14 protein-coding genes are annotated in these 12769 nt (G+C 31.4%); 6 read left to right on the top strand and 8 right to left on the bottom strand.

Going from position 1 to position 12769, the window contains the following annotated elements:
* The first annotated feature begins 13 nt into the window (after positions 1-13).
* Entirely contained in the window at positions 14-562 is a 549-nt protein-coding gene (locus FUA26_RS13710; RefSeq protein WP_186826920.1) for a thioredoxin family protein, read from the top strand.
* 3 nt (positions 563-565) lie between these two features.
* Here FUA26_RS13710 and FUA26_RS13705 read toward each other — a convergent pair whose 3' ends face one another.
* The 5 genes from FUA26_RS13705 to surE are packed head-to-tail and all read right to left on the bottom strand — an operon-like array spanning position 566 to position 5344.
* A complete protein-coding gene (locus tag FUA26_RS13705; RefSeq protein ID WP_147137281.1) occupies positions 566-2605 on the bottom strand; it encodes a ComEC/Rec2 family competence protein in 2040 nt (679 codons plus the stop codon).
* Positions 2606-2628: 23 nt separating this feature from the next.
* Positions 2629-3141, bottom strand: a complete 513-nt coding sequence (locus tag FUA26_RS13700) for a C40 family peptidase (protein WP_147137279.1) — start codon at positions 3139-3141, stop codon at positions 2629-2631.
* 10 nt (positions 3142-3151) lie between these two features.
* A complete protein-coding gene (gene lpxB, locus FUA26_RS13695; RefSeq protein ID WP_147137277.1) occupies positions 3152-4264 on the bottom strand; it encodes a lipid-A-disaccharide synthase in 1113 nt (370 codons plus the stop codon).
* Positions 4265-4272: 8 nt separating this feature from the next.
* Positions 4273-4554 (bottom strand): hypothetical protein, encoded by a 282-nt coding sequence (locus FUA26_RS13690; protein ID WP_147137275.1) that lies wholly within the window; start codon positions 4552-4554, stop codon positions 4273-4275.
* A 7-nt stretch (positions 4555-4561) separates the two neighbouring features.
* Positions 4562-5344: a 5'/3'-nucleotidase SurE gene (surE, locus tag FUA26_RS13685; protein WP_147137331.1), complete on the bottom strand. Its 783-nt coding sequence runs from the start codon at positions 5342-5344 to the stop codon at positions 4562-4564.
* Positions 5345-5522: 178 nt separating this feature from the next.
* Between surE and FUA26_RS13680 the strand changes: the two genes are divergently transcribed.
* Together FUA26_RS13680 and FUA26_RS13675 are read left to right on the top strand one after the other, a co-directional pair.
* Positions 5523-7673: a carboxy terminal-processing peptidase gene (locus FUA26_RS13680; RefSeq protein WP_147137273.1), complete on the top strand. Its 2151-nt coding sequence runs from the start codon at positions 5523-5525 to the stop codon at positions 7671-7673.
* A gap of 7 nt (positions 7674-7680) precedes the next feature.
* Entirely contained in the window at positions 7681-8775 is a 1095-nt protein-coding gene (locus FUA26_RS13675; RefSeq protein ID WP_147137271.1) for an ABC transporter permease, read from the top strand.
* On the opposite strand, the gene FUA26_RS13670 is transcribed toward FUA26_RS13675, so the two are convergent.
* Genes FUA26_RS13670 through FUA26_RS13660 form a run of 3 tightly spaced genes read right to left on the bottom strand, consistent with a single transcriptional unit; the run spans position 8765 to position 10738 of the window.
* Positions 8765-9292 (bottom strand): DUF4269 domain-containing protein, encoded by a 528-nt coding sequence (locus FUA26_RS13670; protein ID WP_147137269.1) that lies wholly within the window; start codon positions 9290-9292, stop codon positions 8765-8767. The two genes, FUA26_RS13675 and FUA26_RS13670, sit on opposite strands and share 11 nt — an antisense overlap.
* Positions 9293-9345: 53 nt before the next feature.
* Positions 9346-9948: a ribosome biogenesis GTP-binding protein YihA/YsxC gene (gene yihA, locus FUA26_RS13665; RefSeq protein WP_147137267.1), complete on the bottom strand. Its 603-nt coding sequence runs from the start codon at positions 9946-9948 to the stop codon at positions 9346-9348.
* A 25-nt stretch (positions 9949-9973) separates the two neighbouring features.
* Complete coding sequence (locus FUA26_RS13660; protein WP_147137265.1) at positions 9974-10738, bottom strand: alpha/beta fold hydrolase; 765 nt, start codon at positions 10736-10738, stop codon at positions 9974-9976.
* A gap of 291 nt (positions 10739-11029) precedes the next feature.
* On the opposite strand from FUA26_RS13660, the gene mraZ reads away from it, so the two are divergent.
* From mraZ to FUA26_RS13645, 3 genes are read left to right on the top strand one after another with little or no spacing between them, the layout of a single operon-like run.
* Positions 11030-11503 (top strand): division/cell wall cluster transcriptional repressor MraZ, encoded by a 474-nt coding sequence (gene mraZ, locus FUA26_RS13655; protein ID WP_147137262.1) that lies wholly within the window; start codon positions 11030-11032, stop codon positions 11501-11503.
* Entirely contained in the window at positions 11490-12386 is an 897-nt protein-coding gene (gene rsmH, locus FUA26_RS13650) for a 16S rRNA (cytosine(1402)-N(4))-methyltransferase RsmH (RefSeq protein ID WP_147137328.1), read from the top strand. The genes mraZ and rsmH overlap by 14 nt, the downstream gene beginning before the upstream one ends.
* Before the next feature lie 39 nt (positions 12387-12425).
* Positions 12426-12743, top strand: a complete 318-nt coding sequence (locus tag FUA26_RS13645) for an FtsL-like putative cell division protein (protein WP_147137259.1) — start codon at positions 12426-12428, stop codon at positions 12741-12743.
* Positions 12744-12769: the final 26 nt, after the last annotated feature.

The raw sequence follows: 12769 nt of genomic DNA, 5'->3' as shown, positions 1-12769 counted from the left end.
CAACTTATCTATTATGAAAAAAATACAACTTATACTGGTTTTAGCAGTTTTAACTACGCTTAATATTTCTGCACAAGAAATAAATTGGCTTACTTTAGAACAAGCTGTTGAACTTCAAAAAAAGACACCTAAAAAAATAATGATGGATGTTTACACCAATTGGTGTGGCCCTTGTAAAATGTTAGATAGAAACACATTTCAAAATCAGCAGGTAGCAAATTACGTGAATGAACATTATTATGCTGTAAAATTTAATGCTGAAGGAAATGACCAAATAACTTTTGATGGTAAAACATTTAGCAACCCAAATTACAATCCGGCTAATGCAAACCGAAGAAATTCACCACATGAATTATCAAGATATTTTCAAATACAAGCATACCCAACCATTGTATTTTTAGATGAGGAAGGCAAGCTAATATTTCCGCTAAAAGGATATAAAACACCTCCGCAGTTAGAGTTATACTTAAAAATGTTTAAGGCTGATGACCACAAACAACTAGATACACAAGAAAAGTTTAATGCATATTATGAAGCATTTAAACCACAATTTCAAGGATAAGTATTAGTATTTAATAATAAAAGCTCCCTTTTTACTTGTTTGATGAAAAGGGAGTTTTCTTTTTTTGCAAACACGCTCCCAATGTTCAATATAAGATTTGTAGTTGCTACCGTCTGCAATAATTTGAGTAGGTTTTAAAGAATCAATAAGGCGGTTTAAATTAATTTTTGGCGATTGCCTAAGCAACACATAATCTGGCTTTAATGTTTTTACATTATAAATACCCAAGCTATCAACAATTAAAAGCGACTTTCTATTTAAAAAATATATGTTTTTTAAGGGAACATATTTAACGTTTTTTATGTGGTTTCCCACAGTGAAATCTTTAATTATTTTGGTGTTTACTTTAGTTATACTATCAAAATCGTTTGAAACAAATATTTTATTATCAGTAATATTTGCTAGTAAACTATATCTGCTTTTATGAAATACTATAAATTCATTTTTTGGCAAAGTATGTTTAGTATATAAAAATGATAGTTGCAATATAACAACCGATAGTAAAGCCCATAAAATGGCTTTAAAGTGCGTTTTTGCTGCTAATTTCACAATACAAATAATAAAAATGTAACTAGTAAAAACATATAATAAACTAAAAGAAATATTCTTAAAAATAAACGCCTCTTGCTGTGCTACCCAAGCAACAAAACTATTCATTAAATAAATTATAAACCCAAAAGCATCAGCTAAAAACTGGGGTAATACGTTAATAGAAGCTAATAAAATTATTAAAATGCCAAAACCCAAAATAAAGCCAAGTAGCGGAATTATTACTAGGTTTGATATGAAAAACAACCCTGGAAATTGATGGAAATAAAACAGGCTAATTGGTATAATACCAAACTGTGCCGAAATTGTAACGGTTAAAGTTTGCCAATATATTTTTAATAGTTTGTTTTTTGGTTTCCAAAGTTTATTTAGCATAGGTTCTATGGCTACAATTGCAAAAACGGCTAAAAAGCTTAATTGAAAACCAACATCAAAAATAAATAGTGGTTTAAATAGTAATATAACAAATATTGATATAGCTAATGTGTTATAAACGTTTGTGGGTCTTTTTAAGTTTACAGCAATAGCCACAATACTAAACATGGTAACAGCTCTAGTTACCGAAGCCGATAAACCAGCAATGACAGCAAAACCCCATAGAGTAGTTAGTAGAAATATGGTTTTAATTAAATACCCTTTTTTTAAACGTTCTATAGGTTTAAATAAAAAATTTAAAATGAGAAAAATAATACCAACATGTAAACCCGAAACAGCTAAAATATGAATAGCTCCAGCATTGGTATAGTTGGTATAAATAGCCCTGTCAATATTTTGACGTTGCCCTAAAAACAAAGCATTAATAATAGCGAGTTCGTTTATTGAGAAATTGTAAGTTTTAAGTTTGTTGTTTATAAAACTACGCAACCTATTGGCATAGCCCAAAAGTGTATGCGGTTTTGATGAAACTTTTAAAAGCGCCTTGTTTTTAATAAAAATTTGATGGTAAATGTATTGCTTCTTTAAATAGGTTTTGTAGTTAAATTGATTAGGGTTTAATGGACTAATTAAGTTTTTAAACGTTGCTTTAGTAATTAAAACATCATCTACTTTTAAAGTAGAAATAGTGCTGTCTTTCTCAATGTTTAAAAGCGTTTTTCCTGAAACATGCGTACTGTCAATATTAAGTAAATCAATAATGTATTTATCATAATAATTACCAGGTTTTAAAACTTCGCGCACCCTAAAAGTTATGGTGCTTGGTGTTGTTTCATTTGTAGTAATTGTATGTGTGTAGTTATTACTTTTGTTTTTATGATTGTGAAAATTAGTAACTAAAACACCTAAAAAAAGTACCGTTATAAAACTAAACACACCAAACCAAATGGTTTTTTTAAATGTGTTTTTAGCTGTAAAATAACAAATACTTAAAGCTATAAACGTAACAGCAAAAATAATTGAAGATGTACTTATATTGATTGGTGTTATATACCCAACTATAATGCCTACAATTAAGAAGAAGGTAAGTTTTATTATGGTGAAATTTAACAGCCGCATTCAGCTGTAAGATAAATAAATTCTTATAAAATTCGGCGTGCTTCGGTAAAAGCTTTATGCCAGTAGGGTTCATTTAAACCAGAAATGATAACACCTTTACTTGTAGTGGCGTGTATAAATTTAATATCGTTATTTTTAATATCAACAATTAAACCTACATGGTTTATTGCGTTTCGGCGGTTTTTACTGGTTTTAAAAAATAGTAAATCGCCTTTTTGTACTTGTTTTAAACTAATGGCTTTTCCTTTTTTAGCCATGTCTCTAGAAATTCTAGGCAAATAAATATCATGTGTTCTAAACGATTCATAAACCAAACCAGAACAATCCATTCCTGCTTTTGTAGTGCCACCCCATTTATATTTAACACCTTGAAATTGTTTTGCAAAATGAATAATGCTTTCAGATTGTGAAATATTTTTTTTATCATTTTTTGCAATTACTGTAGATGTATTTTTTTTTGATGTTTTAGCTTTTTTTGATGACTTACAGCTGCTAAAACCAACAAGTAATATTATGATAAAAAGGAGTTTTTTCACGTTTAAATTTTTATGATGTTAATGATGCATAAATAAGTTTAGCAGTATTTTCACTAGCACCTTTACCACCCAAAGTTTTTTCAAGTTCATAATAATCTTCAAAAATTCTTTGGCGTGTGTTGGCGTTTAAAATATTTTCTAGTTCGTGTTTTAATCGGTTTTTATTAAAGTCGTTTTGAATTAATTCAGTAACCACTTCTTTGTCCATTATTAAGTTTACTAAAGATATAAATTTAAGTGTAATAATGCGTTTTGCAATGTGGTAAGAAATGGCGCTACCTTTATAGCAAACAACTTGCGGAACTTTAAATAGAGCGGTTTCTAAAGTAGCTGTGCCAGATGTTACCAATGCAGCGTGGGCAACACTTAGCAAATCATAAGTTTTATTTGAAATAAACTTTACATTATTCGTTTTTATAAATTGTTGGTAAAAACTAAATTCTTGACTTGGGGCGCCGCCAATAACAAATTGATAATCTTTAAAATCATCAACCAAACTAAGCATAACAGATAGCATTTTGGTAATTTCTTGTTTACGGCTTCCGGGTAAAAGAGCAATAATTGGTTTTTCACTTAAATTATGTGCTTTTCTAAATGCTGTTGGGTTTACTTGAGTTCTGTCTGCAATAGCATCAATTAAAGGATGTCCAACAAATGTAACATTATAGTTGTACTTTTCGTAAAACGGTTTTACAAAAGGTAGAATAACGTACATGGCATCAATATCGCGTTTAATAGCTTTTACGCGGCTTGCTCTAGATGCCCATACTTGTGGTGAAATGTAGTAATTGGTTTTAAAACCTTGGGCTTTTGCCCATTTTGCAATGCGTAAGTTAAAACCAGAATTATCTATGAAAATAACAACATCGGGTTTAAAATTTTTAATGTCTTCTTTACAAAAAGAAATAAGTTTGAAAATTTTTGAGAGGTTCATAATAACCTCAGTAAAGCCCATAAAAGCACGCTCTTTATAGTGTTTTACTAAAGTGCCGCCAACGTTTTGCATCAAATCGCCACCCCAAAACCTAATATTGGCATTGGCATCAACTATTTGTAATGCTTTCATTAAGTTGGCACCGTGTAAATCTCCCGATGCTTCTCCTGCAAGTATATAATACTTCATTTTTAAATTTAATACAGTTTAAAAATAAATGTAAAAACAGCAATAAAAACAGTAATTAGTAATACACCACGAGCTCTGTAATCTTGCCTTTTCTTAATAAAAATAAAAAAAGCTATTAAGTTTAATACAGCACCAAGGCTTATGAGTTTACCTAAAAAGCCTTCGTTAGCAGCAGCTTTAATTACGTTTGTAAAATCATCACCATTACCTAATAATGTAGCGGCAGCTAATAAGCCAATGCTATTTGCAATAAGGCCAACAAGCATGCCAATAATTATATCTTTTTTCATTTAAAAATTATTCGGTTTTATTAAAATTCCATGAATTTAAAGTTTTTAAAGCTTGGTAGGCAGTTAAATCAAACTGTACGGGTACTATAGATATGTAACCGTTTTCAAGGGCATACTCATCAGTGTCTTCACCGCCATCTAAATTTACAAATTTACCACTAAGCCAGTAGTAGTCTTTACCCATAGGGTTTTGCCGTTTATCAAAAGTTTCTACCCAATTGCCTTTGGCTTGCCTACATACTTTTACGCCTTTAATTTTGTGCTTTGGTAGGTTGGGTATGTTTACATTTAAAACTACATCATTTGGTAGTTTGTTTTTTAAAACTTCAAGAACAATTTGTTTTACAAAAGGTTTAGAGGCATCAAAATTAGCATTCCAAGAATAATCTAAAAGCGAAAAACCAATAGCCGGAATACCTTCAACACCAGCTTCAACAGCAGCACTCATAGTGCCAGAGTAAATAACATTTATTGAGGCATTTGAACCGTGATTAATACCTGAAACACAAAGGTCTGGTTTCCGGGTAAGCAATTCTCTATTGGCAAGTTTTACACAATCTGCGGGTGTGCCAGAGCAGCTGTATTCTTTTTGTGGTCCGTCATCAAAAGTAACTTTGTTAACATATAGTGTGGCATCAACTGTAATAGCGTGTCCCATGCCGCTTTGTGGGCTATCGGGTGCAACTACCACAACATCGCCAATGGTATTCATAACACTAATTAAGGTTCTAATTCCGGGGGCGTTTATGCCATCATCATTTGTTACAAGTATAAGCGGTTTTTTTGTCATGAATAGAATGTAAATAACATGTGCTAAAATACATAATTTCATTAGGAAACAGGCATTTTCTTCGGTTTAACAAAAAATTAGGCCATTTTGCAGTTATTGGCATAGTTTTTTCTTTATTTTAGTGAAATATTACTATTGTATAATAGAACTATTTAAACATTAACTGATGAAAAAAATTATGAAAAGGAATTATAAAGTTCTATCGTTATTACTGTTGTTGGCCTTTGCTTCATGCAGTTTTACAACCAAAACATTTGATAATCCAGATAAAGATAAATTACTGGTACAAATAATAACCTTTGTTTTAGAGCGAGGGCATTATGATCCTATTGCAATGGATGATAACTTTTCTCAAGAACTTTTTGATGATTATATTGAAACTTTAGATCCTTTTAAACGCTACTTCTATGAGTCTGACATTAAGGATTTTGAAAAATATAAATTACAGCTAGATGACCAGTTAAAAGCTACTGATGTTACATTTTTTAATGAAACACACGAGCGTTTAATTACAAGAATTCGTGAAGCAAAAGAAATTTATAATCAAGTTTTAAGTGAACCATTTGATTATACCATAAATGAAAGTTTTGATACAGATTATGATAAAGATGATTTTGTAAAAAACAAAAAGCAAATGAAAGAACGTTGGAGAAAGCAATTAAAATTTTCAACACTTTCAAACTATGATGATATTCACATTCAAGAAGAGCAAGCTAGGAAAAATGATGCGTCTTATGTTTCAAAAACCGAAGCTCAAATTGAAAAAGAAGCACGCGAAGCCACTAAAAAATCATTAGAAATATATTTTAATGATAATATTGACGATTTACAACGCGAAGATTGGTTTTCAATTTACGTAAACACTATTGTTGAAGAGTTTGATCCGCACACATACTATCTAGCACCAAGAAACAAAGAGGCTTTTGATATGGATATGTCTGGTAAATTAGAAGGTATTGGTGCAAGACTACAAAAAAGAATGGATTACATTAAAATTGTTGAGCTAATTTCAGGAGGGCCTGCATGGAGAAGTAATGAGCTTGACGTTGAAGATGTTATTTTAAAAGTAAAGCAAGAAGATGAAGAATATCCAATTGACATTGTTGGTATGCGTATTAACGATGCCATAAAATACATTAAGGGGCCAAAAGGCACCAAAGTAACCTTAACCATAAAAAAAGTTGATGGTACAATTAAAGAGGTAACCATTGTTAGAGATGTGGTTGAGTTAGGTGAAACTTATGCAAAATCATCAGTAGTTGAAAAAGAAGGTAAAAACTTCGGTATCATTAATTTACCTAAGTTTTATGTAGATTTTAATGATTATAAAAATGTAAATGCAGCTCAAGATGTTAAAAAAGAAATTGAACGATTAAAAGCCGAAGGTATTGAAGGTTTAATTCTAGATTTAAGAAACAACGGAGGTGGTTCATTACCAACTGTTGTTGATATGGCAGGGTTATTTATTAAAGACGGGCCTATTGTACAAGTACGTTCAACTGGAGATAATAAAGAGGTTTTAAAAGATAGAGATAAATCAATTTCTTGGGATGGTCCATTAGTAATTTTAGTAAATGAGCTATCAGCTTCAGCTTCCGAAATTATGGCGGCCGCCATGCAAGATTATAAAAGAGCTATTGTTATTGGCAGTAAACAAACTTACGGAAAAGGTACTGTTCAAAACGTATATAATTTAAATGATTTAGTAAGAAACAGTACCAGTGGAGATTTAGGAGCTTTAGCTTTTACAACTCAAAAATATTATAGAATTAACGGTGGTTCTGTTCAGTTAGAAGGAGTACAAAGTGATGTAACTGTTCCTGGGCGCTTTAGTTATATTGAAGTAGGAGAAAAGGAAAAAGAAAACCCGTTGCCATATGACGAAATTACACCTGCAGATTATACGCCTTGGGAAAATTATTTTGATTATGAAGCTACCATTAATAAAAGTAAAGCACGAATGAGTAACAATGAGCAATTAAAGCTTATTGATGAAAATGCTAAATGGGTAAAAAGTAAAATTGATGAAACAGTAGTGTCATTAAACTATAATCAGTACAAAAAAGATGCTGAGTTAAATGACGAAGAAGGAAAAAAATTTGATGCTATTTCAAAATACAAAACTAATTTAACATTTAGGTCTCATGCTTACGAGAAATCATTATTTGAGCAAGACACTACAGATTTAAAAGAAAAAAGAGAGCGTTGGCACAACAATTTAGCAAAAGATGTGTATGTTGAAGAAGCTATAAATGTTTTAGAAGATTTAAAAACAGCCTATCCTATAAAAAAAGTAGCATCAACAAATAAACCAGAAATAAAAAAGTAGTTGGTTTATGCAACATAAGCCAAATTCATTAAAACAATTAGCGCTCCAAAAGTTTAAAAAAAACTTTTGGGGCGTTTTTAGTTGTTTTTTTTTAGTGTTTGTTGGTGTAATAGCAGTATTTGCTTATGTAATTGCACCAGATAACACTAAGCATGCCAACCAAATGCATTTATCAATTCATTCTAAAAAGCCAGGTTTTAAAGTAACAATGCTTTCAATTCCTTCAGGGTTTAATGAAAAAGAAAGTGTTATAAGTAATATATTCTTCGGAAAAAAAAGCACAAATACTGAAGTTCCTATATCAAAATACAAAATAGAAAATAACGTATTACAATACACTGAATATGCTTCCGATGGTTTAGAAGGTGTTGAAAAAATAGTAAAGCTTGAAGTGTTTCCTAATAATGATGTTTCAAAGTTTATTAAAGAAAAACGCTTTCTGTTTGGTACTGATAAATATGGACGTGATTTATTAAGCAGGGTACTAGTAGGAGCCAGAATTTCATTTTTTATTGGCTTTGTAGCAGTATTAATATCTTTAATTATAGGCGTTTTTATGGGAAGTGTTGCGGGATATTATGGCGGAAAAACAGATGCTGTAATTATGTGGCTTATAAACGTAACGTGGTCTATACCAACGTTGCTGCTAGTTATTGCAATAACATTGGCTTTAGGCAAAGGTTTTTGGCAGGTGTTTATTGCGGTAGGTTTAACAATGTGGGTAGAAGTTGCTAGAGTTGTACGCGGACAAATAATTAGTGCTAAAGAAATGCAATATGTAACAGCTGCAAAAGCATTAGGTTATGGTAATTTTAGAATTATAACTAAGCATATTTTACCTAATATAATGGCGCCAGTAATTGTAATTTCGGCAGCAAATTTTGCGGCAGCTATTTTAATAGAAAGCGGATTGAGTTTTTTGGGTATTGGAGCTCAACCGCCTATGGCTAGTTGGGGTGCCATGATAAAAGATCATTATAATTATATTATTTTAGGGAAACCTTATTTAGCTATAATACCTGGGCTATGTATTATGAGTTTAGTTATGGCATTTATGCTTATTGGTAATGCTTTGCGTGATGCTTTAGATGTTAAAACTTAAACGCTAATAAAGCTTCGTATGGGTTTCCTGGTAAATGTAACGCTTTTGCAAAAGCAGGTTCAGTTTTTAAGCCTTGTAGCTTAAGTGCAATAATGGTATTTTTAAAAGAAGTGCCTTTTTGTTGTAAAATGTCATATTCAATGAGCATATGTTTGTAGGCGTTTTGTTTTTTGGTTGGTGTATTTTGACCAAATATTTCAAAAACAAAACCATCAAATTTAAATGTAGCAATGGTTGATTTTACTTTGTTTTGAATAATTGTGTTAATCTCAAAATCAGTTTCATCTTTAAAATTGTATATTAAAACCTCTTGTAAATATTCATGGTTTTTACAATAGCAAATAATATCTAAATCGCTATTTGGTATATCAATTTCTATGGGTATTGTGCCTGTTAAAATTGGGTTAAACTGTTGTAGCGTATTAAAAATGTTTAGTGCTTTAATAGCTTTATATGCTGCTTTTTGGCGTGTGTTGCCTTGTTTTAAATAAGATATATTTTCAAAATTAATAGGCATTAATGCGGTATGTTCTATTCTTTAAAAAGTAGAAATTTTTTAAAAATACAGCGTTATTTAGCTAAATTATTGTTTAAATAATCAATGTAATTCAACAAATTATCTTTTCCAATACTTTTTGATGATGAAGTTATGAAGTATTCTGGCATTTCTTCCCATGTTTCAAGCATAATATTTTTATAATCTTCAACATGTCTTTCTATAGCCATAGGTTTTAGTTTATCAGCTTTTGTAAAAATGATGCAAAAAGGAATACCATTTTCACCAAGCCATTGCATAAATTCTAAATCTATTGTTTGGGGTGTATGCCTAATATCAACTAAAACAAAAGCGCAAACTAACTGTAAACGTTTGCTAAAATATTGCGTTATAAATTTTTGAAATGTTTTTTTTGAAGATTTTGAAACGCGCGCGTACCCATAGCCTGGTAAATCTACCAAATGCCAATTGTTATTAATTAAAAAATGGTTTATTAACTGTGTTTTTCCTGGCCTACCCGATGTTTTTGCTAAACTTTTTCGGTTAGTAAGCATGTTAATTAATGATGATTTCCCAACATTACTCCTGCCAATAAAAGCGTACTCTGGCAGATTGCTTTTGGGGCATTTTTCAACTTCAGAATTACTTACTACAAAGCTGGCAGATTTAATATCCATTAACTAATTAATGTTTTTTAGGTGTTTAAAAGTTACGTTTACTTAACCAGTTTTCCATTAGATTGTTAAACGTATCTGGGTGCTCCATCATGGCTGCATGCCCGCATTTATCAATCCAATACAAATCAGAATCTGGTAAAAGTGTATGGAATTCTTCAGCTACCTCTGGTGGTGTAACATTATCGTTTTTTCCCCAAATAATACATGTAGGTGTTTGCATTTTTGGTAAATCTTTTGCCATGTTATGTCTAATGGCACTTTTAGCTATGGCTAATGTTTTAATAAGTTTATTTCTGTCATTAACGGTAGCATAAACTTCATCAACAATTTCTTTGGTAGCAACTTCGGGGTCATAAAAAACTTCTTGGGCTTTCTTTTTTATAACTTCATAATCACTACGTTTTGTATAACCTCCGCCCATAGCGCTTTCATAAAGGCCAGAACTGCCTGTAATTATTAAAGCTTTTACTTTTTCTGGAAATAATTTAGTATGGTATAAACCTATGTGTCCACCTAGTGAATTTCCTAATAAAATTACTTCATTGAATCCTTTAAACTCTATGAAACTATGCAAATAATTGGCAAAGTTTTTAACGTTGGTTTTAAGCAAAGACATGGTGTAAATAGGTAATTCAGGTATAATAACCTTATAGCCTTTAGTGCTAAAATGTTTAGTTACAGCATCAAAATTACTCAATCCACCCATTAACCCATGAAGCACTATTATTGGAGTGCCTTCACCAACTTCAATATAGTTGTAATTTCCTTCTTTTTTTAAACTATGCGTCATTAAATAGTAAGTCTTTCACAAAAAACAAATATAGTTATTTCATTCATATTTCAGCTATCATAATTAATTCAGTAAAACAAAACACGTTTAAAGTATTGTTAATAATGTAACTGTTAAAGTTATGTGTTTTGTAATTGTTTGATTATTAGAGTTTATAGGGGTTTTGAAGGTGTCTTCATAGATAAGTGGTAACTATGTGGTAAAATTTATTAACAAAGTGGTATATTGTGGTAAAATGTGGTAAATTTTTCAATATCTTTGAATTTTGAATAGGGAACCTAACAAACAAGCTTGAATTTTTTAACAGGAACATACGAATGCAAAGTAGATGCAAAGGGTAGGTTAATGATGCCTGCGCCTTTAAAAAAGCAAATGGCTGCTGTGTTGGCAGAAGGCTTTGTTTTGCGTAGATCGGTGTTTCAGAAGTGTTTAGAGTTGTATCCAATGGCAGAGTGGCAAGTGCTAATGCAAAAAATGAACAAACTAAACAGGTTTAAAAAAAAGAACAATGATTTTATAAGAAGGTTTACTGCAGGGGTAAAAATGGTTGAGGTTGATGGTAATGGGCGTTTGTTAATACCTAAAGATTTAACCGTTTTTGCAAACATTTCAAAAGATATTGTGGTGGCTTCGGCTGTTAATATTATTGAAATTTGGGATAAAGATTTATATGAACAAGCCATTGATGATGCGGCATTAGATTTTGCAGATTTAGCCGAGGAAGTAATGGGGCAAGATGATGACGAAGCGTATGGAATATCATAATCCGGTATTATTAAAAGAAACTGTTGATGGTTTAAATATAAAACCCAGCGGTGTGTATGTTGATGTTACTTTTGGTGGTGGCGGGCACAGTAAAGAAATTTTAAGTAGGCTTGATGAAAATGGGAAGTTATTTGCTTTTGATCAAGATGAAGATGCTCTTAGAAATAAAATTGATGACCCTAGGTTTACGCTAATTAATGAGAATTTTAGGTATTTAAAGCGTTTTTTAAGGTTGCATGGTGTGAAGCAAGTTGATGGTGTTTTGGCAGATTTTGGTGTGTCATCTCATCAGTTTGATGTTGCTGAACGTGGGTTTTCAACGCGTTTTGAGGCTGATTTAGATATGCGTATGAATCAACGAAATACGCTATCGGCTTTTCATGTGGTAAATGAGTATGAAGAGGAGCAGCTTAGGCAGGTATTTGCACAATATGGTGAGTTAAGGCCGGCGCCAGCAATGGCAAGGTTAATTGTGGCGCATAGGCAAAATGAGCCAATTGTAACAAGTAAGCAATTAAAAACGGTTTTAAAAAAGTTTTTACCGCCAAGGCATGAAAATAAAGTATTGGCACAAATATATCAGGCAATAAGAATTGAAGTAAATCAAGAAATTGAAGTTTTAAAAGAGTTCTTGTTGCAAACGCCAGAGGTTTTGGTAAAAGGCGGTAGGTTAAGTTTTATATCCTATCATTCTTTAGAAGATAGGTTGGTAAAACGTTTCATAAGAAATGGTTTGTTTGAAGGAGAGCCAGAAAGAGATATGTTTGGCAATTTTGAGGTGCCACTTAAAAAAGTTAATGGGCTCATAGTGCCGTCAAAAGAAGAAATAAAAATAAATAATAGGGCTAGAAGCGCAAAACTGCGAATAGCTGAAAAGTTATAAAACTGGTTTAGTAACCGTGTGTAAGTTGTTGGTTAAGCAATGAAAAAGAACATTTACAACATATTAAAAGGAACGTTTTTAGTAAGTGATGATTCTTTTAAAAACTGGAGGTTTATCATTTTTATATCAGTGTTGGCTTTGGTTATGATAGCAAGTTCGCACAGTGCAGATAAAAAAGTATATGAAATAGCACGGTTAAAAAATGAAGTTAAAGAAACCCGATCCACATTTTTAGAAGGTCGTACAAAATTAATGCGGCTAAAAATGGAGTCGCATGTAATAAATATAATGAAAGAAAAAGGGATTGCGCCATCAGTAATTCCGCCAAAAAAAATAAAAGTAAAATCTAAAAATTAAACAACATTGGCAGTTAACGAGAAAAA

Source organism: Seonamhaeicola algicola (assembly GCF_007997385.1).
Classification (GTDB): Bacteria; Bacteroidota; Bacteroidia; order Flavobacteriales; family Flavobacteriaceae; genus Seonamhaeicola; species Seonamhaeicola algicola.
Note: the sequence above shows the minus strand (reverse complement) of the source record. Positions and strands in the feature narration are given on the sequence as shown.

Coding starts and splice junctions, on each gene's coding strand:
- FUA26_RS13710 (WP_186826920.1), top strand. CDS start 14: ATGAAAAAAATACAACTTATACTGGTTTTAGCAGTTTTAACTACGCTT.
- FUA26_RS13705 (WP_147137281.1), bottom strand. CDS start 2,605: ATGCGGCTGTTAAATTTCACCATAATAAAACTTACCTTCTTCTTAATT.
- lpxB (WP_147137277.1), bottom strand. CDS start 4,264: ATGAAGTATTATATACTTGCAGGAGAAGCATCGGGAGATTTACACGGT.
- FUA26_RS13690 (WP_147137275.1), bottom strand. CDS start 4,554: ATGAAAAAAGATATAATTATTGGCATGCTTGTTGGCCTTATTGCAAAT.
- surE (WP_147137331.1), bottom strand. CDS start 5,344: ATGACAAAAAAACCGCTTATACTTGTAACAAATGATGATGGCATAAAC.
- FUA26_RS13680 (WP_147137273.1), top strand. CDS start 5,523: ATGAAAAGGAATTATAAAGTTCTATCGTTATTACTGTTGTTGGCCTTT.
- FUA26_RS13675 (WP_147137271.1), top strand. CDS start 7,681: ATGCAACATAAGCCAAATTCATTAAAACAATTAGCGCTCCAAAAGTTT.
- FUA26_RS13670 (WP_147137269.1), bottom strand. CDS start 9,292: ATGCCTATTAATTTTGAAAATATATCTTATTTAAAACAAGGCAACACA.
- yihA (WP_147137267.1), bottom strand. CDS start 9,948: ATGGATATTAAATCTGCCAGCTTTGTAGTAAGTAATTCTGAAGTTGAA.
- FUA26_RS13660 (WP_147137265.1), bottom strand. CDS start 10,738: ATGACGCATAGTTTAAAAAAAGAAGGAAATTACAACTATATTGAAGTT.
- rsmH (WP_147137328.1), top strand. CDS start 11,490: ATGGAATATCATAATCCGGTATTATTAAAAGAAACTGTTGATGGTTTA.
- FUA26_RS13645 (WP_147137259.1), top strand. CDS start 12,426: ATGAAAAAGAACATTTACAACATATTAAAAGGAACGTTTTTAGTAAGT.